General features: G+C 58.9%; 22 protein-coding genes. 16 read left to right on the top strand and 6 right to left on the bottom strand.

Translation table 11 applies throughout. From position 1 onward, the window contains the following. Positions 1-3: 3 nt before the first annotated feature. The 8 genes from FB472_RS02785 to FB472_RS02750 all read left to right on the top strand — a co-directional run bounded on the left by FB472_RS02785 (position 4) and on the right by FB472_RS02750 (position 7,068). The gene (locus FB472_RS02785) at positions 4-552 is read left to right on the top strand and encodes a F0F1 ATP synthase subunit B (RefSeq protein WP_141989559.1); all 549 of its coding nucleotides are present in this window, start codon (positions 4-6) and stop codon (positions 550-552) included. Then, positions 552-1,346, top strand: coding sequence for a F0F1 ATP synthase subunit delta (locus FB472_RS02780; protein WP_141989558.1), 795 nt, complete (start codon positions 552-554; stop codon positions 1,344-1,346). Before FB472_RS02785 ends, FB472_RS02780 begins: the two co-directional genes overlap by 1 nt. A 37-nt stretch (positions 1,347-1,383) precedes the next feature. Then, a complete protein-coding gene (gene atpA / locus FB472_RS02775) occupies positions 1,384-3,021 on the top strand; it encodes a F0F1 ATP synthase subunit alpha (RefSeq protein WP_141989557.1) in 1,638 nt (545 codons plus the stop codon). A gap of 65 nt (positions 3,022-3,086) precedes the next feature. Next, positions 3,087-3,986: a F0F1 ATP synthase subunit gamma gene (locus FB472_RS02770; RefSeq protein WP_141989556.1), complete on the top strand. Its 900-nt coding sequence runs from the start codon at positions 3,087-3,089 to the stop codon at positions 3,984-3,986. 20 nt (positions 3,987-4,006) lie between these two features. Continuing rightward, on the top strand, positions 4,007-5,530 hold the full coding sequence (gene atpD, locus FB472_RS02765; RefSeq protein ID WP_246078044.1) for a F0F1 ATP synthase subunit beta: 1,524 nt from the start codon (positions 4,007-4,009) through the stop codon (positions 5,528-5,530). Continuing rightward, positions 5,530-5,790, top strand: a complete 261-nt coding sequence (locus FB472_RS02760; protein WP_021809791.1) for a F0F1 ATP synthase subunit epsilon — start codon at positions 5,530-5,532, stop codon at positions 5,788-5,790. The genes atpD and FB472_RS02760 overlap by 1 nt, the downstream gene beginning before the upstream one ends. A gap of 22 nt (positions 5,791-5,812) precedes the next feature. After that, positions 5,813-6,322, top strand: coding sequence for a P-loop nucleotide/nucleoside kinase family protein (locus FB472_RS02755; RefSeq protein WP_246078043.1), 510 nt, complete (start codon positions 5,813-5,815; stop codon positions 6,320-6,322). Further along, complete coding sequence (locus FB472_RS02750) at positions 6,319-7,068, top strand: YaaA family protein (protein WP_141989554.1); 750 nt, start codon at positions 6,319-6,321, stop codon at positions 7,066-7,068. The genes FB472_RS02755 and FB472_RS02750 overlap by 4 nt, the downstream gene beginning before the upstream one ends. A 47-nt stretch (positions 7,069-7,115) precedes the next feature. On the opposite strand, the gene FB472_RS02745 is transcribed toward FB472_RS02750, so the two are convergent. From FB472_RS02745 to FB472_RS02725, 5 genes are all read right to left on the bottom strand, one after another. Next, complete coding sequence (locus FB472_RS02745; RefSeq protein ID WP_141989553.1) at positions 7,116-7,712, bottom strand: DNA-3-methyladenine glycosylase I; 597 nt, start codon at positions 7,710-7,712, stop codon at positions 7,116-7,118. Further along, on the bottom strand, positions 7,709-8,221 hold the full coding sequence (locus tag FB472_RS02740) for a methylated-DNA--[protein]-cysteine S-methyltransferase (RefSeq protein WP_141989552.1): 513 nt from the start codon (positions 8,219-8,221) through the stop codon (positions 7,709-7,711). The genes FB472_RS02745 and FB472_RS02740 overlap by 4 nt, the downstream gene beginning before the upstream one ends. A 93-nt stretch (positions 8,222-8,314) precedes the next feature. Further along, the gene (locus FB472_RS02735; RefSeq protein ID WP_246078042.1) at positions 8,315-9,367 is read right to left on the bottom strand and encodes a hypothetical protein; all 1,053 of its coding nucleotides are present in this window, start codon (positions 9,365-9,367) and stop codon (positions 8,315-8,317) included. Between the two features lie 53 nt (positions 9,368-9,420). After that, positions 9,421-10,803 carry an aspartate aminotransferase family protein gene (locus tag FB472_RS02730; RefSeq protein ID WP_021809799.1) on the bottom strand — a complete coding sequence of 461 codons (1,383 nt, stop codon included), beginning with the start codon at positions 10,801-10,803 and terminating at the stop codon, positions 9,421-9,423. A gap of 36 nt (positions 10,804-10,839) precedes the next feature. Next, positions 10,840-11,322, bottom strand: coding sequence for an Lrp/AsnC family transcriptional regulator (locus FB472_RS02725; RefSeq protein WP_021809800.1), 483 nt, complete (start codon positions 11,320-11,322; stop codon positions 10,840-10,842). 122 nt (positions 11,323-11,444) lie between these two features. On the opposite strand from FB472_RS02725, the gene FB472_RS02720 reads away from it, so the two are divergent. Next, positions 11,445-12,881, top strand: coding sequence for a gamma-aminobutyraldehyde dehydrogenase (locus tag FB472_RS02720; protein ID WP_141989551.1), 1,437 nt, complete (start codon positions 11,445-11,447; stop codon positions 12,879-12,881). A 66-nt stretch (positions 12,882-12,947) separates the two neighbouring features. Here the strand turns inward: FB472_RS02720 and FB472_RS14305 are convergent, their stop codons facing one another. Beyond that, entirely contained in the window at positions 12,948-13,181 is a 234-nt protein-coding gene (locus FB472_RS14305) for a hypothetical protein (protein WP_246078041.1), read from the bottom strand. Between the two features lie 43 nt (positions 13,182-13,224). Here FB472_RS14305 and FB472_RS14300 point away from each other — a divergent pair, with 43 nt between their 5' ends. From FB472_RS14300 to FB472_RS02685, 7 genes are all read left to right on the top strand, one after another. Further along, complete coding sequence (locus tag FB472_RS14300) at positions 13,225-13,566, top strand: FHA domain-containing protein (protein WP_281283323.1); 342 nt, start codon at positions 13,225-13,227, stop codon at positions 13,564-13,566. Between the two features lie 19 nt (positions 13,567-13,585). Further along, positions 13,586-14,380 (top strand): PP2C family protein-serine/threonine phosphatase, encoded by a 795-nt coding sequence (locus tag FB472_RS02710; RefSeq protein ID WP_141989549.1) that lies wholly within the window; start codon positions 13,586-13,588, stop codon positions 14,378-14,380. Between the two features lie 117 nt (positions 14,381-14,497). Continuing rightward, a complete protein-coding gene (locus FB472_RS02705) occupies positions 14,498-15,925 on the top strand; it encodes a serine/threonine-protein kinase (RefSeq protein ID WP_141989548.1) in 1,428 nt (475 codons plus the stop codon). Between the two features lie 27 nt (positions 15,926-15,952). Beyond that, positions 15,953-21,859, top strand: coding sequence for an Ig-like domain-containing protein (locus tag FB472_RS02700; RefSeq protein WP_141989547.1), 5,907 nt, complete (start codon positions 15,953-15,955; stop codon positions 21,857-21,859). 9 nt (positions 21,860-21,868) lie between these two features. Further along, positions 21,869-22,840 (top strand): AAA family ATPase, encoded by a 972-nt coding sequence (locus FB472_RS02695; protein ID WP_141989546.1) that lies wholly within the window; start codon positions 21,869-21,871, stop codon positions 22,838-22,840. Next, entirely contained in the window at positions 22,837-24,186 is a 1,350-nt protein-coding gene (locus FB472_RS02690) for a DUF58 domain-containing protein (protein ID WP_246078039.1), read from the top strand. The genes FB472_RS02695 and FB472_RS02690 overlap by 4 nt, the downstream gene beginning before the upstream one ends. Beyond that, entirely contained in the window at positions 24,183-26,474 is a 2,292-nt protein-coding gene (locus tag FB472_RS02685; protein ID WP_141989545.1) for a transglutaminase TgpA family protein, read from the top strand. Before FB472_RS02690 ends, FB472_RS02685 begins: the two co-directional genes overlap by 4 nt. Positions 26,475-26,568 lie beyond the last annotated feature (94 nt).

Below are 26,568 nucleotides of genomic sequence, written 5' to 3'. Positions count from 1 at the left end.
GGGATGCTTAGCGCACTACTGACTGCGGCGGAAGAAGAGCCCAACCTATTTTTTCCTGCAAGCTACGACATCATTTGGTCGGCTGTTTGCTTCGCTATCATTTTGTTCTTCTTCTGGAAGAAGTTTCTTCCTGCTTTGACGAAGACGCTGGATGCTCGCGCCGACGCCATCGAGGGTGGCATCAAGAAGGCTGAGATCGCTCAGGCTGAAGCTGCTGAGGCACTTGAGCACTACAAGACGCAGCTCGCTGAAGGTCGTGCTGAGGCCGCGAAGATTCGCGAACAGGCACGTCTCGAAGGAACCACGATTGTCAACGAGCTCAAAGAGCAGGCAACGCTAGAGGCTGCACGCATCACCGCGAACGCACAAGCCACGATCGAGGCCGAACGCCAAGCCGCTCTCGCATCGCTCCGCACCGAGGTTGGCTCACTGGCCATCGATCTTGCGTCGGGCGTCATTGGGCAAAGTCTGACCGACGACAAGAAATCTTCCGCGCTCGTCGATCAGTTCTTGGCCGACCTAGAAGCTTCAGAGAAGGCAAAGGCAAAGTAGTGGGATCAGCTACGAGAGAAGCGCTTGTCGCAGCGAAAGATGCTCTCGCATCGATCACTGCCAAGAACTCTCTGGCCACTGGCACAGAGCTGTTCGAAGCAGGACGCGTCGTCGGCAGTTCAGCCCAGTTGCGTTCCGCTTTGGCCGACCCTGCTACCGCTCGGGAAGACAAATCCGCAATAGTCGGTTCGGTTTTCTCGTCGCTGAGCGCCTCTACGCGCACCATACTTTCCGCCATCGTCGGTGCCCGCTGGTCGAATGCTGACGATTTGCTTGCGGGAATCGAGGAGATCGGAATTCGACTGATCGCTCAGTCGGCTCCGGCGAAGCTTTCCATCGGCGACGAGTTGTTCGCTTTCGGAACAACGGTTTCGTCCGACTCAGAGCTCGAACTGGCGGTGGGAAGCAAACTCGGTTCTGCCGAGTCGAAGTCCGCATTGGTGAACGAACTACTCACCGGCAAAGCGTCAGAACAGGCTGTCGTCATCATCGACCAGCTTGTTCAGCAGCCGCGCGGCCGCCGCATCGGTGAACTGGTCTCTACCGCCGCAAACATCGTGGCCGATCAAGCAGGTCAATCAGTCGCCACGATCACCACCGCTGCGCCGCTCACGCCTGTGCAGCTCGAACGTTTGCGTGTCGGCCTCACCAAGAATTACGGACGGGAGCTCAAGCTCAACGTGCGTCTCGACCCCTCGATCATCGGTGGGGTACGCGTTCAAATCGGCGACGAAGTCATCGACGGCAGCATCGCCACCAAGCTCAACGACCTCAAGATCCAACTCGCGGGCTAGCGAGTTAGCAGACCTTTCCACGGAATAGGAAAACACAATGGCAGAACTCAGCATCAGTCCGGACGAGATCCGCGACGCGCTCAAAGACTTCGTCAAGGCCTACGAGCCTGGCAAGGCAGCGACAACCGAGACCGGAACCGTCGTAGACGCCGCAGACGGCATCGCGCACGTCGACGGCCTCCCCGGCGTGATGGCCAACGAACTCATTCGATTCGCTGACGGTACCCTAGGCCTCGCCCAGAACCTCGACGAAGACGAGATCGGTGTGGTTATCCTCGGTGAGTTCGCCGGAATCGTCGAAGGAATGGAAGTTACTCGCACCGGCGAGGTCCTCTCCGCACCCGTCGGAGACGCCTTCCTCGGTCGCGTAGTTGACCCACTGGGTGCCCCCATTGATGGCCTCGGAGAGATCACAGCTGAAACTCGCCGTGCGCTGGAGCTTCAAGCTCCCGGCGTCATGGACCGCAAGAGTGTGCACGAGCCCATGCAGACCGGAATCAAGGCAATCGATGCCATGATCCCGATCGGCCGCGGACAGCGCCAGCTGATCATTGGTGACCGCCAGACCGGTAAAACGGCCATCGCGATCGACACCATCATCAACCAGAAAGACAACTGGGAGTCCGGCGACGAAAACAAGCAGGTTCGCTGCATCTACGTCGCTATCGGCCAAAAGGGTTCGACCATTGCTGCCGTCAAGGGCGCGCTCGAAGAGGCCGGCGCCATGGAGTACACCACCATCGTGGCCGCCCCCGCATCCGACCCCGCCGGCTTCAAGTACCTCGCCCCCTACACCGGTTCGGCCATTGGCCAGCACTGGATGTACGGCGGCAAGCACGTACTGATCATCTTCGATGACCTCTCCAAGCAGGCTGAGGCCTACCGGGCAGTATCACTTCTCCTTCGCCGTCCGCCAGGGCGTGAGGCATACCCCGGTGACGTGTTCTACCTGCACTCTCGCCTCCTCGAGCGTTGTGCAAAGCTCTCCGATGAGCTCGGTGCCGGTTCGATGACGGGTCTTCCCATCATCGAGACCAAAGCAAATGACGTTGCGGCCTATATCCCGACCAACGTGATCTCGATCACCGACGGCCAGATCTTCCTGCAGTCCGACCTGTTCAACGCTAACCAGCGCCCCGCCGTTGACGTGGGTATTTCGGTCTCACGTGTCGGCGGAGACGCTCAGGTGAAGTCGATCAAGAAGGTTTCAGGAACGCTGAAGCTTGAGCTTGCTCAGTACCGCTCCCTCGAGGCCTTCGCGATGTTCGCATCCGACCTCGACCCCACCAGCCGTCGCCAGCTTGCCCGAGGCGCACGACTCACCGAGCTGCTTCGCCAGCCCCAGTACTCGCCGTTCCCCGTCGAGAACCAAGTTGTTTCGATCTGGGCCGGCACCAACGGCAAACTCGACGAAGTCCCTGTCGAAGACATTCTTCGTTTCGAAAGTGAACTGCACGACCACCTCGCACGCAACACCAAGATACTCGACACCCTCCGCGAGAAGAATGTACTCGATGACCAGCTGATCGCTGACATGGATGCCGCAGTCGACGAGTTCAAGCTGGGCTTCCAGACGGGCGAGGGCAAGACGCTCAATTCTGTCGGATCCGAGCAGTTCGAAGAGATCGCTGAAGAAGACATCGCCCAAGAGCAGATCGTCAAGCAAAAGCGCTGAGCTCTGCACAAGTGATAATCGAACAAGTGATCATCGACCAACACGACATAGAAAGTTAGAAAGCCATGGGAGCGCAACTTCGGGTCTACCGGCAGAAAATTAGTTCTGCCAAGACGACCAAGAAGATCACACGCGCGATGGAGCTGATCTCCGCGTCGCGCATTCAGAAAGCGAAACAGCGGGTGGCCGCATCGGGTCCGTACTCGCGTGCCGTCACGCGCGCCGTCTCGGCGGTGGCGACTTTCTCAAACGTCGATCACGTGCTGACAACCGAGCCAGAGACTGTCGACCGCGCAGCAGTCGTCATCTTCTCGAGCGACCGTGGTCTCGCGGGAGCGTTCAACACGAACGTTCTCCGCGAAGCTGGCGAACTCGCAGCTCGGCTCGAACGCGAAGGCAAACAAGTTGTTTACTACCTCGTAGGTCGAAAGGCCGCAGGGTATTTTGCCTTCCGTAAGCGTGATGCTGAGCAAATTTGGACCGGCGGAACAGATTCGCCCGTATTCGAGATTGCGAAAGAAATCGGCGACGCCGTCGTGCGCAAGTTCTTGCAGCCGGCAAGCGAAGGCGGAGTAGACGAGATCCACATCGTCTACAACCGCTTGGTGAGCATGCTGCTGCAGGTTCCAGAGGTTGTTCGTCTACTCCCCTTGGAGATCGTTGAAGGTGTGGAAGCACCCGACAAAGGTGACTTGCTTCCGCTCTACGAATTCGAACCAGAGGTAGACAAGGTGCTCGATGCCCTGCTGCCTGTCTACATCGAGAGCCGCATCTTTAACGCCATGCTTCAGTCTGCCGCTGCAAAACACGCTGCGACGCAGAAGGCAATGAAGTCTGCAAGCGACAACGCAGACAAGCTCATCAACGACTACACGCGCTTGGCAAACAACGCGCGTCAGTCGGAGATCACCCAGCAGATTTCCGAGATCGTGGGCGGCGCGGACGCCCTCAGCTCGGCTAAGTAAGAACCATAGATAGGGAAGCCATGACTGAAAAAGCCCCGGCCAAGAAGGCCCCAGCCAAAAAAACGCCAGCCAAGAAGGCGCCAGCTAACACGGCGGCAGCAACTGTTGCCGGTATTGGTCGCATCTCGCGTGTAATCGGTCCCGTTGTGGACGTCGAGTTCCCGCACGATTCGATTCCCGGAATCTACAATGCGCTCAAAACCAACGTCACCATTGGTGGCGAAACTACGGAGATTACGCTCGAGGTCGCACAGCACCTCGGCGACGACGTAGTTCGCGCCATCGCGCTCAAGCCCACAGACGGACTCGTTCGTGGCCAAGAAGTTCGCGACTCCGGCGAGCAGATCACGGTTCCCGTTGGTGATGTCACCAAGGGCAAGGTGTTCAACGTTACCGGCGACATCCTCAACGCGGATGAAGACGGCAAGGTCAACGGCGAAACCGTCGAGATCACCGAGCGCTGGCCCATCCACCGCAAGCCACCGGCATTCGACCAGCTCGAGTCGAAGACTGAACTCTTCGAAACGGGCATCAAAGTTATTGACCTCCTCACCCCCTACGTGCAGGGCGGAAAAATTGGCCTGTTCGGTGGTGCCGGTGTTGGTAAGACCGTTCTGATCCAAGAAATGATCCAGCGTGTAGCTCAGGATCACGGTGGAGTTTCCGTATTCGCCGGTGTTGGTGAGCGCACCCGTGAAGGTAACGACCTCATCGCCGAAATGGATGAAGCGGGCGTCTTCGACAAGACCGCACTCGTCTTCGGCCAGATGGATGAGCCGCCAGGAACGCGTCTCCGCGTTGCGCTCTCGGCCCTCACCATGGCTGAGTACTTCCGCGACGTGCAGAAGCAGGACGTTCTGTTGTTCATCGACAACATCTTCCGCTTCACCCAGGCAGGATCCGAAGTGTCGACCCTTTTGGGTCGTATGCCATCTGCCGTGGGCTACCAGCCGAACCTTGCCGACGAGATGGGTATCCTTCAGGAGCGCATCACCTCGACGCGTGGTCACTCAATTACGTCGCTTCAGGCAATTTATGTTCCTGCTGACGATTACACCGACCCGGCACCGGCAACGACCTTCGCCCACTTGGATGCCACGACTGAGCTCAGCCGGGAAATCGCGTCGAAGGGTCTGTACCCCGCCGTTGACCCGCTCACCTCAACGAGTCGCATCCTCGACCCCCGTTACCTGGGTGCCGACCACTACCGTGTTGCCACGAACGTGAAGCAAATCCTCCAGAAGAACAAGGAACTCCAGGAGATCATTGCGATTCTCGGTGTTGATGAGCTCTCTGAAGAAGACAAGATCAGCGTTTCGCGTGCGCGCCGCATCCAGCAGTTCCTCTCGCAGAACACCTACATGGCGAAGAAGTTCACCGGTGTTGACGGTTCGACCGTTCCGCTCAAGGAGACCATCGAGTCCTTCGACGCGATCGTCAAGGGTGAGTTTGATCACGTCGCTGAGCAGGCGTTCTTCAACGTCGGTGGAATCAACGATGTTGAAGAGCAGTGGGCAAAGATTCAAAAGGAGAACGCCCAATAATGGCCGTTCTCACGGTGAGCGTCGTCTCTGCCGACCAGGAACTCTGGTCGGGAGAGGCGAGCCAGCTCATTGCGCGCACCACCGAAGGTGAGATCGGAATTTTGCCCGGCCACGTACCAATCCTCGCAATTCTGGCGAAGGGCGAGGTTCGCGTCACTGCCACAGATGGGTCTCAAATCACCGCAAACGCAGATAACGGATTCCTCTCTGTGGAGAACAACACGGTAACAGTCGTGGCGAGTTCCGCAGAGTTGGTCTAGTTTTCGTTTTATGCTAATCGTAATGGCCGGGTTGTCGGGCGCAGGAAAGAGCACTCTCGCACAGGTGGTTGGCGCGCGCCGCAGGATCACCGTGCTGTCGGTGGATCAGATCGAAACAGCGATTCTGAAAGCGGGAATCAGTGCCGGGCAGCCCATTGGCTTAGCCGCGTATTTGGTTGCTGAAACTCTTGCCGAGTCAGTGCTCATGCACGATCGCGACATCATCATCGACGCGGTGAACGCTGTGGATCCTGCCCGTGAGCAGTGGGTAAATCTTGCTGAGCGCACGGGGTCAGGAGTTCGGTTCATCGAAGTGGTGTGCTCTGACCGGGAAGAACACAAGAACCGGCTTGTCGAACGCGCAGCGAAGCGACAGGAGGCCGGAGCCGCTGTTCGCAAAGGAGTGGAACATAACTTGGATGAGTACTCTCCTTGGACGGGAGCAAGCGGCGCGGTAGCGCGAATCACACTCGACTCCGTCGGCGCGATCGGCGTCAATGTTGAGCGTGCGATTGCCTTTCTTGACGCGTGATCGTCCTTCTTCCGCCCTCTGAGACGAAGCGTGATGGGGGAACTCAGGGTTCGCGGCTCAACCTGTCGAAGTTCATGTTTCCTGCGCTGACAGGCGCACGACAGGCTGTCGTAGCCGGATTGACCCAAATCAGCAATGATTCGGATGTTGCCCGAAAGGCTTTGGGTCTCAGCGCAAAACAACAGTTCGAGGTAGAGCGAAACCGTGTGCTTGAGACCGCGCCGGTAATGCCGTCGCTGGAGCGCTACACGGGAGTGCTTTTCGATGCCCTTGACGCGCCAAGCATGACCTCAGGGGAGCGCGAATTTGCTCACAGCACGGTGTTGGTGCATTCTGCTCTTTTCGGACCGGTGGGGGCGGGCGACCCCGTCCCCGCGTATCGACTCTCCCACAACTCAAAACTGCCCGGCCTCACCCTGAAGCGTCACTGGTTCACGCAGGTAACCGACACTCTGGCGGCTGTTCCTGGGCTGCAGCTGGATCTTCGTTCTGAGGCATATGCGCAACTAGGAGCAGCCTCCCACAACAGCGTCTATCTTCGCGTTGTCACCGAAGGAACTGACGGTAAGCGTGTGGCATTGAGCCATTTCAATAAAAAGTCAAAGGGACTATTTTTGCGCGCGCTGATCAACGCAGGGATTAGGCACTCGACCGTGGATTCGCTGGTTTCGTGGGCGCAGAGTGCCGGATTCCGCCTTGAAGCTGGCGCGCCCGGGGAACTCGACCTCGTAGTGTCGAGTGCCTAGCCCTTGAGCCTTAGCACTCGAGCACTCGAGCGCTCAGCACTTGAGCCTTAGCGTTGAGTCGTGCGCCAGCAGCCCTCGATATGGTCATCAACCATGCCGGTGGACTGCATCAGCGCATACATCGTGGTGGGGCCAACAAACCGGAATCCGTGGGTTTTGAGGGCTGTGCTCATTGCGGTCGACTCGAGTGTCACCGCCGGCACATCATCGAGAGAGACAAATCGGCGCGTGCGCGGCGGGGGAGCGAACTGCCAGAGCAGTGTGTCGAGTGCTCCGGCTGCCGCCTGGGTGAGCTCTAATACTGCGTGGGCGTTGCTGATGGCCGCCAACACTTTGAGTCGATTGCGAATAATGCGCGGATCATCGAGCAGCCGAGCGATGTCTTCATCTCCATACCGGGCAATCGTGGCCGGATCGAACTGGTCGAACGCGTCACGCAGGCCTTCACGTCTCCGGAGAATTGTGATCCAGGAGAGCCCCACCTGAAAAGCCTCAAGCATGATCTTCTCGAATAGCCGCTGATCACCGTGAAGGGGAGTGCCCCATTCTGTGTCGTGATAGTAGCGATAGAGCTCATCGTTGCCGACCCAGCCGCATCGCGCCCTGCCGTCGTCTGCGATGAGAAGTGACCGACGATCACTCATCGGTGGGCTATTCCTTCATGGGTGAGTAGCCACACTTTAGTTGGGATGCCGTCGCCACCGCTGTATCCGGTGATGCGCTGATCTGATGCGAGTACACGATGGCAGGCAATGATGATCGGGATCGGATTAGCGCCAACCGCACCACCTACCGCGCGGCCAGCGGTGGCGCGACCGGTCGCCCGACCGATATCGGCGTAGGACACGGCCGAGCCGAACGGCAGTTTCATCAGCTCGCTCCAGACGGAGCGCTGAAACTCCGTTCCGCGGGTGGAGAGCGGTAGCTCGAATGCCCGCCGCTCTCCTGAGAAGTATTCGGTGAGTTGGTGCACCGCCTGGTCGAGCACTGCGCACGATCGCTCATCGTCGTTATCCCGGGGAAGAGCCCCAGACTTTTCGATAGCGAGTCCCGTGATGTGTTCCCCGTCGCTGACTAGCTCGATGCGACCGAGAGGAGAGGGCGTACGGAGCAGATAGGGACGCTCGGTGTGGAGTGTGGTGCCTGGTTGCATGCTTCGAGCGTAATCCCGACTCTCGATCTCTCGCTGGCTATTTTCGGACATTGCGGCATGGCGCCCAGAGTGCACCTATGTTGAGGACGGGTTCTACAACCCGGTGTCGCTGCGCGGCTCGATGTTGATGCTGGTGTTCAGCTCACCAATCGTGGCGTTGAGAGCCTCCAGCTCGACCACCATTTGATCGTAAACAGCGACATCCGTATCGATAGCGGCATAGAGAGCATTCAGAACTCCCTGACGCTCGATCAAGGCTGCACGCTCTTGATTGAACTGCGCAACGGAGTTGAACTCGCCCGCATCCGCACGCGCATTGAAGCTATCAATATCGCCGTTGAGACGGTCGTAGCCGGCGTTGTAAGAGTCGTAATCTGCGTCGATACCGACGCGAAGATCATCCAACTCGCTCACCAGTTTTTTACTAGCGTCCCGCTGGGCCGTGAACACCACATTTGATTTTTCGTGAAGAGCCACGACTGCTGAACGATCGAGGAAATACCTCGCATAGTATTGCTTGAGCTCAGGGGCGACGTCCGAAAATTCCGTTCCAATAATCGAATGCAATTCGTTCGATCGTTCGCCAGGCTGAGTCTTCGCGTAAAACTCGAGCGTCGCTGAGAACTCCGGATCGTCGGTGAGGCGTTCCGCTTCCGCTTCCAACAGCGGGGTGAGCCGCGTGCGCTCTGCAGCAGAAATACGATCCCATGCGGCGTGAAGCATTTCGTGCGCGGCGACGACCGCTTCGATGCCGGCGAGACGGTCATCCTTCACATCAAAAAGATAGATCAACTTCTCGCCAGGAAAATAGCAGCCGAGTACCCCGAAATCTTCTTCAACATTCGCGCACGTGCTGTTGAAAGTGGGGTTCGATTGAATCGCGGGCTGACTGGCGTAAAACAAGAACTCGCCCTCACCCGACATGCTCGCCTCAGTTACGTATCGCGCAACGGCGGTGGAAGGCTCGAACTGCCAGACAACGAATTGATCGGCGATGCGCTGCTGATTGGTCAGCGCCCACACCCCACCAGCGATAATCGACAGGTTCAGCAGAGCAGCCAAGACAATTGCAACCGCGCGCGCCCCAGATCTCGCAGGTCGCGGATGACGGGCCAGCCCCGCGGACGAATTATCCTCAGTACTCACAGCAATAACTCTAACGGAGCCGTGGTGTGACTCAGTGCATCACTGTTGCGTTTCTAGAGACGGTTCCACGCCTCGGTAAGCACCGAGCGCAAGATTGCTTCGATCTCGTCAAACTCCGCCGGACCAATGGTCAGAGGCGGTGCCAACTGAATCACGGGATCCCCTCGATCGTCAGCGCGACAGTACAATCCGGCCTCGAACAATGCCTTAGAGAGGAACCCGCGCAACAGTCGCTCTGACTCGTCGTCGTTAAAGGTCTGTTTCGTTGCCTTATCTTTGACCAACTCGATCCCAAAAAAGTAGCCATCCCCGCGCACGTCACCGACGATAGGCAGGTCGAGTAGTCGCTCGAGAGCCGCCCGGAACTTCGGCGAATTCTCTCGAACGTGCTCGTTCAGCTTCTCTTCTTCGAAAATGTCGAGGTTTTCGAGCGCAACAGCAGCCGAGACCGGGTGCCCACCAAAGGTGTACCCGTGGTAAAACGCGGTCGCTCCGTGCTTGAAGGGCTCGTAAATGCGGTCGGAAACAATCGTGGCACCCAGAGGAGAGTAGCCGCTGGTCATCCCCTTGGCACACGTGATCATGTCGGGAATATAGTCGTACGCGTCGCAGGCAAACATATGGCCGATGCGTCCGAAAGCGCAGATTACTTCATCGCTGACCAAGAGCACGTCGTACTCGTCGCAGATTTCACGCACACGCTGGAAGTAGCCGGGGGGTGGCGGAAAACATCCGCCCGAGTTCTGTACGGGTTCCAAGAACACCGCGGCCACGGTTTCTGGCCCTTCGAACTGAATCATCTCTTCGATGCGATTTGCCGCCCACAACCCAAACTCTTCTTCGGTACCGTGGAAGCCCATCTCCTCAGCGCGGTAATAGTTGGTGTTGGGCACGCGAAAACCGCCAGGCACCAGGGGCTCAAACATCTCTTTCATTCCGGGGATGCCCGTGATGGCGAGTGCGCCCTGGGGGGTGCCGTGGTAGGCGACTGCGCGCGAGATAACCTTGTGCTTCGTGTGGCGCCCCTGCAGTTTCCAATACTGTTTGGCAAGTTTGAATGCGGTTTCGACAGCTTCGCCGCCGCCGGTCGAAAAGAACACTCGATTGAGATCGCCGGGGGCATAGCCGGCCAGTCGGTCAGCGAGTTCAATGGCTTTCGGATGTGCGTACGACCACAGCGGGAAGAAGGCCAGCTCTTCAGCCTGCTTGGCAGCGGCCGCAGCTAGACGCTTGCGACCATGACCCGCATTGACAACGAAGAGGCCACTCAACCCATCAAAGTACTTGTTGCCCTTGCTGTCATAAATGTGGTGGCCCTCGCCGCGCACAATAATGGGCACACCGTGGCCGTCCTCCATTACCGACTGGCGCGTGAAGTGCATCCAGAGGTGGTCTTGTGCTTTTTGCTGCAGATCGGCTTCGTCGAACTCTGACATGACTGACACTTTCTTGAGTGGGGTTGGGGGCGCCGCTTAGCGGGTGCCCCAGTTGTAGAACTGTTTGTGGAGGCGCAAGTAGACGAATGTTTCTGTCGAGCGCACGCCCGGAATTCCACGGATGTCGCGGTTGAGAAGGTCGATCAGGTCGTTGTCGTTTTCGCAGACCACCTCAACGAGAAGGTCGAAGCTACCCGCAGTAAGAACGACGTAGTCGACGGCGGGGAGCTTGCCAATTTGTTCGGCGACAGCCGTGGTGTCTCCTGAAATCTGGATGCCGATCATGGCCTGCCGAAAGAAGCCCAACTGCATCGGATCGGTAACCGCCACGACCTGCATGACACCGGAGTCGGTGAGTTTTTGCACGCGCTGGCGAACGGCGGCCTCGCTGAGCCCGACCGCTTTGCCGACTTCGGCATAGGAGCGACGCCCATCATTTTGCAACTGTTCGATAATTGCTTTCGAGACGTCATCGAGGTGCACCGGCTTGGTGGCTGAACTGCGTGACGAGGTGCTCATGCCTCGATTTTGTCAGTTGAAACGACCTTCTGCAAGTGATTCCGTACCAAAATAGTCTTTTCACAGCGGAAATCGACAGTTCAGCAGTGGATTCTTGGCGGCGTGCTCGGTATCTTGGAGGAATGAGCGCATCTGAGATCCATAACTTCATCAACGGCGAATACGTTGCAGCCCGCACCACGAAAAGTTTCGACGTGATTGATCCTGCCACTGAGCAGAGCTATGCAACGTCACCGGTGTCGTCGGCTGCGGACGTCGACGATGCTTACAGGGCAGCGGCATCCGCATTCGAAACATGGGGCGAAACCACCCCGGCAGAGCGCCAGCTGGCACTGTTCCGAATCGCTGACGCGATGGAAGCCCGCGCCGAAGAGTTTGCCGATCGGGAATCGAAAGACACCGGGAAGCCCCGAGCGAGCCTTGTGGCAGATGAGATTATGCTGTCAGTGGACCAGATCCGTTTCTTTGCCGGGGAGGCCCGTCATCTCTCAGGAATGGCATCCGGCGAATACATGAAAGACCACACCTCGTCGATACGTCGTGAACCTATCGGTGTCATCGGTCAGGTTGCCCCGTGGAACTACCCGCTCAACATGGCGGTCTGGAAGGTTGCGCCGGCAATCGCCGCAGGAAACACCACGGTTCTGAAACCGAGCGACACGACACCATCGTCGACGCTGCTGTTTGCGGAGATCGCCGCAGAATTCCTCCCCGCCGGCGTTTTTAATGTGATCACGGGTGATCGAACCACCGGCGGGCTCATGATCGACCACAAGACCCCGCAGATGGTCTCGATCACTGGCTCGGTGCGCGCCGGGATGGAGGTCGCCAAAGCGGCATCCGTCGACCTCAAGCGCGTTCACCTGGAACTGGGGGGCAAGGCCCCCGTCGTGGTGTTCAACGACGCCGACATCTCTGCCGCGGTGGCGGGGATCGGCGCAGCAGGCTATTTTAATGCCGGCCAAGATTGCACGGCAGCAACCCGCGTGCTGGTGCACGAAGATGTGCACGATGAGTTCGTCAGAGAACTGGTCTCCTGGACACGCGAGAACGCCAAAACCGGTGCGCCGCACGACGATGTCTACTTTGGCGCCATCAACAACGCCAACCAACTGGCGCAAGTTGCGCGAGTTATTGATGAACTGCCCTCGCACGCTCAGATAGACCTCGGCGGTCAACGCCAGGGCCAACAGGGATACTTCTTTGAAGCCACAATTGTGTCGGGGCTCCACCAAGATGACTCCGCTGTGCAGAACGAGATCTTCGGCCCCGTCATCACCGTGCAGAAATTCCGTGACGAGAATCAGGCCCTGGAGTGGGCCAATGGCGTGGATTACGGTCTCGCCTCAAGCGTGTGGACAAAGGATCATGCCCGAGCGATGCGATTCGCCAAGCACCTTGACTTCGGGTGTGTGTGGATCAACACCCATATTCCCATCGTTGCCGAGATGCCCCACGGTGGCTTCAAGCACTCCGGGTATGGAAAAGATCTTTCGAGCTATGGCTTTGAGGACTACACACGGATCAAGCACGTCATGAGTTTTATCGGACAAGCATGATGGTCTGGCGCGGCGCAGGGCCCGCATGCCTAACGGCACCCCGCATGCCTAAACTGGCCCCGTGACTCACGACTTCGACGAAACGATCGCCGCGGGCGAGCGCCCCCACGTGAGGCGTACCGAACCAGACAGCGATGACACGATCATTCGCCCGGCCCCGGCCCCGGCCCCGGCCCCGGCCCCGGCCCCGGCCCCGGCCCCGGCCCCGGCACCGCCACCGCCATCGGCTTCGGCACCGGCTTCGGCACCGAAACCGCTGCGCGCCCCGCTCTTGGCCTCGTCGGCTGGTGCTGAATCCACGACTCCGGCGCCCTCCGCGGAGGGGTCCGCTCTGCACTATCGGGTGCAGTTGGAGGGTGACGCTGCCGACCATAACTTGGAGCGTCCCTGCATCTTCGGACGGGATCCGCGACCACCTCGTATTATTCGTGGGGTGGCGCCCAAGCTGATCGCCGTTGATTCCCCCAACCGTGAGGTCTCTGCCGCCCACCTAGAAGTGCGCGAGCTGGGAGCATCCGTTATCGTGACTGATCTTCGTTCTACGAACGGTTCGCTTGTTCAGGCGCCGGGCAATCCCGTGCAGAAACTGCGCCAGGGTGAGTCGGTGGTGGTTTCTGCGGGCACGCTGGTAGATATTGGAGACGGAAACATTATTCGGATTCTGCCGCGGCAGGCTCTGGAGTGAATTGTGCAGGAAGGTAGCCGTGACCGAAATCGGCAGCAACAACTCCGGCCACACCATCGCACTGCCGGGCCAACCCAGCCAAACATTTACGTTTGCTTGGGCTGCGGGCACGCACACCGGACATCGGCGCGCCGCGAACGAGGACAGCTATGTCGCCCGATCCCCGATGTTTGCTGTTGCAGACGGCATGGGTGGTCACTGGGCCGGTGATCTTGCCAGTGCCGCAGTGGTGGAGGGACTCGACGATGCGATTTCGGGTGATTTCATGCCCGCCCGGGCCGTCGAACGTGCTCTTGAGCGCGCCACAGACCACATCGGTCTGATTGCGCAGGATAGCGAGCTCGGTGTTGGCACCACGGTTACGGGAGCCATCGTCACCGAACATCGTGAATCCGCCTGTTTCGCTATTTTTAATGTCGGCGATAGCCGCGTGTATTCATTCGAGAAGGAGACTCTCACCCAAATCACTCGAGACCATTCGGTGGTGCAAGACCTTGTAGAGGCGGGCCTCATCTCTCGTGATGAAGCAGAGAGTCATCCTGATGCGAACATCATCACGCGCGCGATTGGGTTCAATGCGGCTCCCTCTCCCGATTTTTGGATGGTGCCGATCCGCCTAGGCCAGCGTCTGCTGATCTGCTCTGACGGGCTCACCCGCGAGGTCACTGATGCGGAGCTTGCGCTCCACCTCTCAGAGCGACGAGACCCGGTCACTACGGTGTCCGCGTTGATCGATTCGGCACTCGATGGCGGTGGTCGAGACAACATCACCGCGATCATTGTTGATGTCGTGAAGGTGCCTAAAGCGCACTAAGCGAAACTTCCCCGTGTTCGGCGCGCACCGTTGGTTCCCAGTCAACGGACAGAAACCGAATGTTGAGCGATTGCTCACTTAGAATGGTCGAAATCGTTGACATGTTAGGGGTGTGATGTGGCTCGAAGACTGCCCTCGCAACCCCCAGCGTTGCCGGGATTCTCGCACGTGCACGTTCTCGGTTCCGGCGGCTTTGCTGACGTGTTCCTCTACGAACAGAACATGCCCAGGCGGCAAGTCGCCGTGAAGGTCATGTTGAGCGAAGTGGTCAACGACCAAGTGCGCCAGATGTTTCAGGCTGAAGCGAACCTGATGGCCCAGCTCAGCGCGCATCCGTCAATCTTGACGGTGTATCAGGCGAGTGTGTCATCCGACGGGCGGCCCTACCTGGTGATGGAACTCTGTTCCTCGACGCTCAACCAGCGCTACAGAGCAGAGCGACTGCCCGTGCCAGAGGTGCTCCGCGTGGCGATCAAGATCGGAAGTGCGATCGAGACCGCCCACCGCGCCGGGGTGCTGCACCGAGATATCAAGCCGTCAAACATTTTGACCACCGCCTATGGTCATCCGGTGCTGTCTGACTTTGGTATCGCAGCGACGTTGAGCGAGTCAGAAAATCTTGAAGCGGTCGGCATGTCCATTCCGTGGTCTGCCCCGGAAGTGTTGATGGATGAGACTGCCGGCACGATTGAGTCCGAACTGTGGTCGTATGCCGCGACCGTGTACTCGTTGTTGGCCGGCCGCTCACCGTTCGAAGTGCCGGGGGAGTCCAACAAGTCCGCTGACCTGATTGCACGAATCAACCGCGCAAAACCTCGGCTAACGGGCCGCGGCGATGTGCCGGAGAGCCTCGAGAGTGCTCTGGTGCGAGCGATGTCGCGCAAGGCAGAATCCCGTCAGGGAAGTGTTTTGGAACTGGTGCACGAACTTCAGGCTGTGGAATCTGAAATTGGCCTCACCCAGACGCCCATCGAAGTAGCGATGGACGACTGGGCGCTCGCGACGGTTGCGGAGCTCGAAGATCGTACCCGCATTCGGCCAAGCCAGGCGGTACCGAGTTCGTCAGCTCAGCGTCGTAAACGTCGAAGGCCGGTCGCCATCGATGAGAACTTTGGATCGTTCGACAGCGAGGGTGTCGTCGATACGGTGTCTGGTCGAAAGGCAGACTCCAGTTCGCCGACCCTGGGTGGGGGAAAGCAAGTAGTAGCGTGGGTCGGCGTGGTGGTAGCGGCGCTGGTGGTCGTTCTTGGAGCGACCATCACCTTCGTGCAGTTGCAGTCCCGATCAGAGGGGCTCCCGAGGGTCAGTGACATTCGTGCCGCCGTGTCGAGCGGAGTTGTGGAGTTTTCTTGGGCGGATCCCGGAATCGAGCCGGAGGACTCCTACCAGATCACCACTACCGACGGTCAGCCGCCTGTGCAGCAGCGTGAACCTAGTTTCGTTGTTGGTGCGGAAACAGGCGAAAATGTCTGCATTTCTGTGACGGTGACCCGTGACGGCAAGTCGGGTCCTGTGAGCTCTCAGAAGTGTGCTGTGTTGCCGTGACGACGGTGAGTGGGTCGGAGTGTGGTTGTGGCTAGCGGTGTGCGTGCGATGCGTCGTTCTACCGCGGTGATCGTCGTGAGTGTCGTTGCAATCGTCGCACTCATCACAACGGTTGCCGTGGTGTCGACGGGGTACACCGCTCAGCGCGTCAATCTGGCTGACGGCGCGGTGTGGGTCGCCAATAACCAACAGCAGGCGATTGGCCGTGCGAGCACTGAAGTTCTCGAGATCAATTCAATCGTGGATGCTCAGAGCGCCGACCTTGAGGTCGTTCAACAGGGTGAGAATGTGTTGCTTTTCGATCGCGCGGAGAGCACTATCGATGTGGTTGATCCCGCGTTCTCGGAGGTTTCCGAGAGTATCGCGCTGCCACCGAACCAGCCTGAGGTTTATTTTGCTGGAGACAATGTTGTGGTTCTTGAGCACGGCACCGGCGAAGTGTGGATCCTCCCGTACGATGATTTTCTGAATTTCGACTCTGAGTCGGTTGCGTCACTCAGTCTCGGTGCTGACGCGATTGTCAGTGTTGACGAGAACGGACTGTTGTTCGCCTTCTCCCCGTCGACGGGTCAACTCTTCCGAGTCAATTCGGCGATCACCGACACCGCCGAGTCAAGCATGATTGTCGATCTCGACACAACCGCAGAACTCAGCATTACTTCGGTTGCTGGGCAGTGGGCGATTCTTGACGAGGATGCCCAACTGCTTTATATGGATGGGAGAGCTGTTGATGTCAGTGACCTCATCGACGGCGGAAGCGGTGCTGCATTGCAGCTCCCTTCCGTGGGCGGAGAGCGGTTGCTTATTGGCTATAGCGCTGGGTTGTTAGCTGTTCCGCTGAGCGGTGCCGCGGCGGTCGGTCTCAGCACGGGCCAGACAGGATTGGCTACGCCGCCATTGCGAGTAGGAGATTGCGAGTTTGCCGCCTGGACCAATGGTGAGAACTGGCGCCGGTGTGCCGCCGATTCTGGCAATGGTGTGATGCTTCAGCTGCCTGAGATGGAGCCCACCGCGCAACTCGCCTATGCAGTCAACGGAACGCGTGCCGTCCTCAACGACCGGCTGACGGGTCGCACTTGGGCGGTGCAGGGTGATGGCGAACTCATCAACAACTGGAATCAACTCATCACGAATGATGAAGAGCAGCCTGACGTTGAACAAAATCTTTTCGATGTTGACCCAGAGGTCGACAAAGTGCAGCAGCCCCCTGTTGCCGTCAACGATGCTTTCGGGGCCAGACCAGGTCGCGCAACGGTGCTCCCCGTGCTCCTGAATGATTACGATGCGAACGGTGATGTTCTTGTTGTAGATGAATTGCCGACCATAGCAGCGGGGATTGGTCGGATTGACCGCATCACTGAGCGGCAGCAGATCCAGATCACTCTCGAACCCGGCGCGACTGGCCAAGTGAGTTTTGACTACACCATCAGCGATGGTCACGGGGGGACGGCGACGGCAAACGTAGTCGTTGACATTCGGGCCGATTCAGAGAATGCTCCGCCGCAACAAATGCGAGCCACAAAGTTCACAGCGCATTCGGGGGGCCGAGTCGGTGATTGGGTTCTTGGCGACTGGGTCGACCCCGATGGCGACGCTTTTTATCTCACCAGCGCATCGGTCGCAGAACCCGACGCCGTGAGCTATAAGCCCGGTGGCGACGTCGTATTTTCTGATGCGGGTGAGGGAAGCGAGCTCACAATTGTCACCCTTGTTGTCTCCGATGGAAACAGCGAAAGCTCCGGGACGATCTCCGTAGCTGTCCTGCCGCTTGGCGAAGTGCCGATCGAGGCCGACCCTTTTGTTGTGCTTGCGTATGCGGGTAAAGAAGTCACCGTCTCACCCCTGTCACATGTTCGTGGTGGCAACGGCAACATCCGGCTCAATAGCGTGCCTGCTAAGACTGGCGCGCAGGTTGTACCCAGCTATGAGAAAGGTACTTTCCGTTTCAGTAGCGACGAGATTCGCAGCCACAACCTGGAATATGTGGTCACGGATGGCAACCTCACGCACACGGCAATTGTGCGAATCGACGTGGTCGCGCCGCCGGATGTCAATACATCGCCCGTTACGGTTCCTAAGACGATCTTTGTGCGGACGCTTCAGAATGAGCGAATCGATGTCGCCGGCACCGACGTTGATCCTGCTGGCGGTGTTCTCCTCGTAACCGAAATCATGAACTTGGATGCCGAATCAGGTGTTCGCGCCGAAATCTTAGAACAGCGACTCGTGCGTGTAAGTCTCGAGAATCCGCTCGATGATGGGCCGGTGAACTTCAACTACCGCATTAGCAACGGACTTGCTGATGCGGTTGGCGTTATCACTGTCGTGGAGATTCCAGCCCCGCCCCAGTTTCAAGCGCCGATAGCAAACGATGACTCGATAACGGTGCGCGTCGGCCAAGCTGTCGACATCCGCGTGCTTCAGAACGACGAACACCCTGATGGCTTCGAATTGACGCTGGTTCCCCAGCTAGCTCAAGACTTGCCTGACGATTCGGGGCTCCTGTTCGCCTCGGGTGAGGTGCTGCGCTACCTTGCGCCCGAACGAATCGGGAACTTCACTGCGGCCTATCGCGTCGAGGGCCCTGACGGTCAATCAGGGACCGCGATCGTGCGTATCGCGGTGCGTGAAGCCGACCCGGCAAGCAACAATCCTCCCGTGCCGCCGACGGTCACGGCGCGCGTGCTCGCGGGCGACTCCGTGCGGGTTCACATTCCGATGACAGCGGCCGATCCCGATGGCGATTCTGTGCAACTGCTCGGTCAGGCAACCAACCCTGACAAGGGTGCGGTCATCGAAGCCGATTCCAGTTCGTTTGTCTATCAGGCCGGCGAGTACTCGGCAGGAACCGACACCTTCAGTTACACACTGATTGATTCATTGGGTGCGCGAGCAAATGGTGAGATCACCGTTGGAATTAGCCCACGAATCGATGGTGCCCGTAACCCGGTAGCCATCATTGATGAGGTCACGGTGAAGCCGGGCATCACGGTGTCAGTTGAGGTTCTCGCCAACGACTCCGACCCCGATGGGAGCCCGTTATCGGTGGTCTCGGTGGAACCGAATGACCCCGTTACGGTTGCGGAAATAGACGGCGATGTGGTCAAGGTGACGCCGCCGAGTGCCCCCGGCGACTACGGTGTCATTTACGTTGTCGAGAACGAGACGGGCGGTTCAAGCCAGAACTTCATCCGTGTCACCGTCGATCCCGACGCCAAGCCTGCATACCCTGTGGTAACGGATAGTGTGCTTACCCTGTCTGACGTTCTCGACCGCAATCGGGTGACGGTGGATGTTCTTGCCGGGGCCTTCTTCGCGGATGGCGACCCGCGCAGTCTCTCTCTTGCCATCTACGGCGGGTTCGAGGACGCGGCGCGGATAACCTCCGACAATAAGATCGAAGTGTCGGTCAATGATGCGAGCCAGATCATTCCGTTCCGAGTGACTAACCCTGCCGACCCCACCGCGTTTACTTATGCCTTCATAAAGGTTCCGGGCTACAACGATGCCCTCCCGCAGGTCGATCGCCGCGCCGCGAAACTCACCGTCAATAGTGAGAGCACCCTTGTCATTGACCTCAACGATTACATCATCGCCGTTGGGGAGAAGCCGGTGCGGCTGACGGACTCAAGCACTGTTCTCGCAACGCACAGCGACGGTGCTGACCTCGTGCGTGACGAAGACACACTGGTGTTTACGTCTGCGGAAAAGTATTTCGGCCCCGCATCAATTTCTTTTGAGGTAACGGACGGCACGTCGGCGACCGATCCTGAAGGCCGATCCGCAATTCTCGTGTTGCCAATTGACGTTCTCCCGCGCGACAACCAAGCACCGGTGTTCGGTGGCGCAGTTATTGACTTTGAGCCGGGTCAGGAGAAAGAAATTGACCTCCTCAATCTCACCAACTATCCCTACTCTGATGACCTCGACGAGCTGGCCTATTCGGTGTTGAGTCCGCTTCCCGAGGGCTTCACCTACTCGCTCGACGGCACGATACTGATGCTTCGCGCTGACAACGGTGCCGCAAAAGGAGCGCAAACCTCTATTTCGTTGGGCGTTCGCGATGACCTATCTGAGGGAAAATCTGGGCGCATCGAACTGAATGTCGTAGCCTCAACCAGGCCGTTGGCAAGCCCCGCGACAGACCGCGCGATCGCCCAGCGTGGACAGACCACTGTGGTCGATGTTCTTGCCAATGACGCCTCAACGAACCCGTTTCCTGGGGCCCCACTTCGTGTGGTTGATATCCGGGGACTCGCCGGAGGGCAAATCCCTGCCGGACTCAGGATCGTACCCAGCGATGACAGCAGCACTCTGACCGTCACAGTGGCAGCTGATGCCGTTGCCGGCGACGTAAACCTTCAATATCGGGTTGCGGACGCCACCAACGATAGGAGTCGCTATGTCTGGGGAACAGTAGTAGTTTCCGTTCAGGATCGACCAGATCCGGTGACTAATCTCGGCCCGAGTGGCTTCGGGGATAAGACGCTCACTATGCGGTGGAACGCGGGCCCGGCGAACAACTCCGCGATTACGTCCTACCGCGTGACGACGAAAACAGGCGACACCTCGGTCCAGACAACCGACTGTGCCGGCACCACCTGTGTCATCACAACACCCGGAAACGGTCCAGCCAACGCGGTGACAGTCACAGTCGTCGCCATCAATGCAATAGGGGAATCCGCTCCGGTAACGCTCGGCGACCCCGTGTGGTCAGACGTTATTCCTCGTGCTCCCACAGAGCTCAGTGCAGCGCCCCTCGACCGCGGCCTGCGACTAACGTGGAACGCGGTACCGACACCTCCCGGTGGCTCGCCCGTTGACCGTTATCGAGTTGCAGTCGGGGGATTTGACCGGTCCGTTGGGCTGATTCAGTGCGGTAGCTCGACCTGCACCTGGGACACACCAGCGACCTGGGAACTCGACAACGGCGTAGCCGTCAGTTACACGGTCAGCCCCCGCAATGCTGCCTACACGGCACTATCGATCTGGAACACCAGCGCACCGCAGAGCGCAATCCCCGCCGGGCCGCCGATTGCCGCATCAGCGCCGATTGCGACCCTGATCGACGACAGCACTGCCCGCCTCGCATGGGCTGGTGCCTTCGCCGCGAATGGGCGCCCCATCACGGGGTACACCGCTGCCGCATACACCGGCACCGCTCCAACCTGTGCCGCGAATGGATCCATCAGCAGCAATGGTGCCATACTCTCTGCGGTCGGAACCGGAACATCCGCGACATTCTCCGGGCTGTCACCGAACCGTGCCTACACAATGCTGGTGTTCGCCGCCAATAGCCAGGGCTGCACGAGCTCCGCCACAGTGATTGCCCAGACCCCACCGGGGGTTGTCACTGTGCTCAACACTGCTGGCCCTCTGCCCAATGGCGAGCGATTCGATTTCACCCTCACTGGCGGAATGATGGGCAGTGAGCCGCTCACCAGTGATTACACGCTGTTCTACCGATTGACCGGCGGCAGCGTTCCCGCGACCATTTTCGGCCCCGTCCCACTCGACTCCTTTGTGACCGCGGATGGCGGTCAACACTACGGAACAGATATTTCCGTCGCAGTGCGCGCCTGTAAGACCTATGGCTCCGGTCGGCTCTGCCAGACTGCGTGGTCTGCACCATTCCCGCTCGGCGTGCCGGTAAACCCCTCGGTCGCCAATCTCACCTTTACCTCAGGGGGCGATCTGCTCACCGGCAGCGGAACGTTTGAGTGGCTCGGCTGGCCCACAGGAACCTATGAGGCCGTGCGTTACCGCTGCGGTGGAACAACCCTCGGCCCGTGGCAGTACGCGAACACCAGCACTCCGGGCGGCAGCTGTTACGCCGATGTTGAACTTTTTGAACCGCCAACTATGGTGGTGCGCGTGATCGCGAACAACGGTCAGGCTTATGACAGAACGTATAACGGATACGACTATGACTAGAGGTTTGCGATGCCCATGACTCCCGACCAAGCTGAACGGTTTGCGGAAAACTTCGACCGACTCGTAACAAATGTCGAACAGGTGCTGCTGGGCAAGACCTTTGTTGTGCGCCTTGGCTTTACCGCACTCATGAGTGAGGGCCACCTGCTGCTTGAGGACTACCCCGGCACGGGCAAGACCTCTTTTGCCCGCGCAATTGCCCAGAGCGTCTCGGGAACGACAAACCGAATCCAGTTCACGCCCGACCTACTCCCCGGCGACATTACCGGAGTGAGCATTTTCGATCAGCGTGACAACAAATTTGAGTTTCATCCGGGACCGATCTTCGCGAATATCGTTCTTGCCGACGAGATCAACCGTGCGAGCCCCAAAACTCAAGCCGCACTCCTCGAAGTCATGGAAGAAGGCCACGTGACTGTTGACGGCATCTCGCACCCGGTAGGCACGCCCTTCATGGTAATTGCGACACAGAACCCCATCGAGCACGCAGGAACTTATCGTCTGCCGGAAGCGCAGCTGGACCGTTTTCTCATGAAAGCCTCGATCGGATACCCGGATCATGCATCCACTCTTCGAATCCTCGACGGGGCATCAGTGGCCGCACACTCGGTCACGATTGACCCTGTCGTCAGCGCGGATCTGGTGATCGAGATGGTGCAGCTTGCGCGCACCGTTCACGTGGACCCCACCATCAGCGACTATGTGAGCCGCCTAGTTGATGCAACGCGAAGCGCCACTGAAGTTCGACTGGGAGTAAGTGTTCGCGGGGCACTCGCCCTTCTGCGCGCAGCCAAAACCTTGGCAGCATCGAACGGGCGCCACTATGTCGTTCCCGACGATGTCAAAGCGCTCGCTGAACCGGTGCTCGCGCACCGACTGGTTATTGATGCGGAAGCTGAGTTTGATGGGGTGAGCGCCTCAAGTGTAATCGCACAGACTCTCATCGAGACTCCGCCGCCTATGGAACGGCAAGCCGTGTGAGCGCGCGCGCCGATTCTTCGACGGCGATCGAGGACCTCGATAATGCCCGAACCAGGATCGTGGGATATCGGACCGGAGTTCTGGCAGACCTGATCGTCACCGTCGTTCGTTTCGTTGTGATCGCGCGAAGAACCACGCTGCGCCTAATCGCTCAGATCACGTCAGTCGTCACTCCACTGGGCTGGGTCGTGTTGGCGGTGATCCCGACGACCCTCATCGCCGGCTACTCCCTGGCATGGATCGAATTGGTGGTCGTCGGATACACCTGTAGCGCGGTTGCGGTCATGGCAGCAATTTATCTTGTAGGCCGAAGTCGGCTCGAGATCAGCCTCCACGTGGAACGCCACCGAGTGGTCGTCGGCGAAGCAACCCGCGGCGAACTTCGCAGCACCAACAGCGGCAAACGTCGCAGCCTCGGGATCATCGCTGAGATACCGGTTGCTCGGGCCGTTGCTGAGGCGGCAATTTCGGGGATCCGGCCCGGGGGCTCAGCGGTTCACGAGTTTCCGATCCCGACGCTTCGGCGCGGTGTGGTTTCGGTGGGCCCCGTGCGTACGGTGCGTGCCGACCCCGTGGGTCTTGTGCGCCGCGAACTTGCGTGGACTGAATCCGCTGATGTCTTCGTTCATCCGCGCACCATCAGCATCCCGAGCGTGAGCACCGGTCTGATCCGGGATCTTGAGGGCAATGCCACAAAAGTTCTTGCGGACAACGACATTTCGTTTCACGCGCTGCGCGAGTACCTCCCGGGTGACGAGCGCCGCAACATCCACTGGAAGACGACCGCTCGCACCGGGCGGTACATGGTGCGCCAGTTTGAGGAAACTCGACGGAGCCAGTTGGTGATCGCGTTGAGCCTGGCTACGGCTGACTACAAGAGTGACTATGAGTTTGAGATGGCCGTCAGTGTGGCCGGGTCACTGGGCGCTCAAGCGATTCGGGATGCGCGCACGGTCACTGTCGTGGCAAGTGAGCAAACTCCGCAGTTCGCAAAGCGTAAAGTTTTTGCCGTGCGAGCACTTTCGACGGTGACGGGTACGCGACTTCTTGATGATCTCACTCGGGTGCAAAGCGCTGATACGGCACTGCGCCTCGTGGATGTTGCGCGCATTACTTCTGAACAGACCGACGGAGTTTCTGTTGCGTTTCTTATTTGTGGCTCGACGGTGAGTTCTCAACAACTTCGTGCTGCGTCCACAAAGTTTGCGGCGAACGTAGAAGTCGTGGCGATTGTCTGTGACCCAGAAGCTGCTCCTGGCCTGCGGCGAGTGACGGGATTGAGTGTGCTGACGATCGGTTACCTTGAGGACCTCAAGCGTGCGCTTGCCCGATCGGCTGCGGTATGACCGGCACAGTATCGCGATCATTTCTGCTTGTCACAACGGCACTGCTCTGGTCAGCAATTGCGTTGGCTGCTGCGGCGATGTGGCCCATCTACCGCAGCCCCGAACTGATTACCCTGATAGCCGCAGGGATTGCTGCCGGGACTCTGCTGGCAGTCGTTTCGCTCGTGCGGCGGTGGTCTTTTGTGATTACCGCGATTGCTGCCGTCGTGGTGTTTCTCGTGATCGGGGTGCCTGTTGCGGTGCCGTCCGCTGCTCAATACTCGGTGCTTCCGACACCCTCAGGGCTTGTCGATCTTGTCTTTGGGGTGGCACTCGGGTGGAAGCAGCTTCTCACCATTTCACTTCCTGTGGGCAGCTATCAGGCGCTTCTCGTTCCCGCGCTCGTTCTTGTACTGGGTTCTACAGTCGTTTCACTGAGCATCGCATTCCGAACGCGGGCCGCCGAATTGTCGGTGATCTCACCGATCGTGGTCTTCGTCACCGCGGTAGCGTTCGGGCCAACGTATCCCGCTCGTCCGCTGATCTTGGCGATGTCGCTCCTGATCGTTGTCGCTCTCACTCTGGTGTGGTTTCGATGGCGACGCCGACGCGATACGGTCAATGCGCTTGAAGCAACTAGGGACACCGCTCGTGGGGTCCAACGAACGCGGGAGTTTGGGTTTGCGGGTGCGCGAACCGTTGTCAGCGCTGTTGTCGTCCTCGCGCTTGCGGCGAGCGCTGCAGTCGGCATCACGAGCCTTTTACCGCCCAGCAATGATCGCTCAGTTCTGCGCACCACTATTGTCGAACCCTTTGATCCGCGTGACTACGTGAGTCCGCTCTCCGGCTTCAGAAGCTATTGGCAGCCAAGTTCAGCCAATTCCGCGCTCTTTGTGGTCTCCGGCGTTCCGCTCGGGACCCGGATCAGGCTTGCGACCCTCGACAGTTATGACGGGATCGTTTATGCCGTCGGCAGCGGTCGCGTCACCAGTGCCTCCGGTTCATTTACGCGTGTCCCGTCGCGTGTTGATCAGTCGGATGTTGCTGGCGATCAGGTCACTATGTCGATCACTGTCGCAGGGTACACGGGTGTGTGGTTGCCGACCGTCGGCCTGCTTGAGGAGATCAATTTCGATGGTGCGCGTGCGTCAGCGCTCGGTGACTCGTTCTACTACAACACTGTTTCTGGCACGGCGGCAGTGACTGAACGTCTCACCAGCGGAGATAGCTACTCCTTTCGGGGCGTATTGACCACCCAGCCGAGTGCTGAAGAGGTTCAATCGCTCACCCCGGGCACCGCCGAAGTGCCACCCATTGGCGAATCTCCCGCACAACTCACCGAGAAACTTGACCAGTATGCGGGGGGAACGACGACGCCGGGGGAGCGCCTGGCCGCGATGCTCAGTGGCCTCGCGGCTGATGGCTACGTTAGCCATGGTGTGGGGGTGGATGAACCGGTCAGTCGATCAGGGCACTCTGCCGGCCGCATAGCCGAGCTCGTAACCGCGCCCCAAATGATTGGTGATGGTGAGCAGTATGCGGTCGCGGCATCCCTCATGGCGAACGAGTTGGGTTTTCCTGCCAGGGCTGTGCTCGGCTTCGTCACCTCTGACCCGCAGATTCGTGGCGATGATGTTCAGGCGTGGATCGAGGTAAATACTGCCGAGTACGGCTGGGTGACCCTTGATCCCAACCCGCCGTTGCGAGAAATTCCGACCGAACTTCCCGACGATGCCGCCCAGGTTGCGCGACCGCAAACAATCGTGGAGCCACCAGAGGTTGAATCGGATGTAACCAATCGGCAGTCGAATCCGGATAGCGAACAGGCCCTTCAGTCCGGTCTCGATCCGGTACTGCAAGCGGTGCTAGCCGCTCTGCGAATTCTCGGTGGGGTTCTTCTCGTGCTCCTGGTGCTCGCCGCTCCGTTCGCCGTGATCATTGCGGCCAAAGTGCGGCGTCGGCTGTTGCGTCGGCGCGCCAACACAACCCTGGGGCAGATCAGTGGGGGCTGGCAAGAGTTCGCGGATGCACTTGTTGACCACGGCTATTCGCCGCCTCCGTCAGCAACCAGAACCGAGATCGCGGGCGTTCTGCAGGTACCCGAAGCGTATGAACTTGCCGTGCATGCTGACCGTGCAATTTTCTCCGGAGCCGATCCGCGCTCGGATGAGGTGGATGAGTTTTGGACGAAAGTCGCCCATCTGGAGAATCAACTCCATGCCGGGCTCTCGCGGCGGGCGCGGTTGAGAAGCAAAATATCGTTGCGCTCGCTTGGCGGTGATAGTGTCACTCGTCTGTTTAGGCAATAAGAGGACTACTGGTGATTTGTACTTTCTGTGCGACACAACTGCCCGCTGATGCAACCTATTGTGACGATTGTGGGCGGCCAACGCGCGAGCCTGA

Source organism: Rhodoglobus vestalii, assembly GCF_006788895.1.
Classification (GTDB): domain Bacteria; phylum Actinomycetota; class Actinomycetes; order Actinomycetales; family Microbacteriaceae; genus Rhodoglobus; species Rhodoglobus vestalii.
Note: the sequence above shows the minus strand (reverse complement) of the source record. Positions and strands in the feature narration are given on the sequence as shown.

Coding starts and splice junctions, on each gene's coding strand:
- FB472_RS02785 (WP_141989559.1), top strand. CDS start 4: ATGCTTAGCGCACTACTGACTGCGGCGGAAGAAGAGCCCAACCTATTT.
- atpA (WP_141989557.1), top strand. CDS start 1,384: ATGGCAGAACTCAGCATCAGTCCGGACGAGATCCGCGACGCGCTCAAA.
- FB472_RS02770 (WP_141989556.1), top strand. CDS start 3,087: ATGGGAGCGCAACTTCGGGTCTACCGGCAGAAAATTAGTTCTGCCAAG.
- atpD (WP_246078044.1), top strand. CDS start 4,007: ATGACTGAAAAAGCCCCGGCCAAGAAGGCCCCAGCCAAAAAAACGCCA.
- FB472_RS02760 (WP_021809791.1), top strand. CDS start 5,530: ATGGCCGTTCTCACGGTGAGCGTCGTCTCTGCCGACCAGGAACTCTGG.
- FB472_RS02755 (WP_246078043.1), top strand. CDS start 5,813: ATGGCCGGGTTGTCGGGCGCAGGAAAGAGCACTCTCGCACAGGTGGTT.
- FB472_RS02745 (WP_141989553.1), bottom strand. CDS start 7,712: ATGAGTGATCGTCGGTCACTTCTCATCGCAGACGACGGCAGGGCGCGA.
- FB472_RS02740 (WP_141989552.1), bottom strand. CDS start 8,221: ATGCAACCAGGCACCACACTCCACACCGAGCGTCCCTATCTGCTCCGT.
- FB472_RS02730 (WP_021809799.1), bottom strand. CDS start 10,803: ATGTCAGAGTTCGACGAAGCCGATCTGCAGCAAAAAGCACAAGACCAC.
- FB472_RS02725 (WP_021809800.1), bottom strand. CDS start 11,322: ATGAGCACCTCGTCACGCAGTTCAGCCACCAAGCCGGTGCACCTCGAT.
- FB472_RS02720 (WP_141989551.1), top strand. CDS start 11,445: ATGAGCGCATCTGAGATCCATAACTTCATCAACGGCGAATACGTTGCA.
- FB472_RS02695 (WP_141989546.1), top strand. CDS start 21,869: ATGCCCATGACTCCCGACCAAGCTGAACGGTTTGCGGAAAACTTCGAC.
- FB472_RS02685 (WP_141989545.1), top strand. CDS start 24,183: ATGACCGGCACAGTATCGCGATCATTTCTGCTTGTCACAACGGCACTG.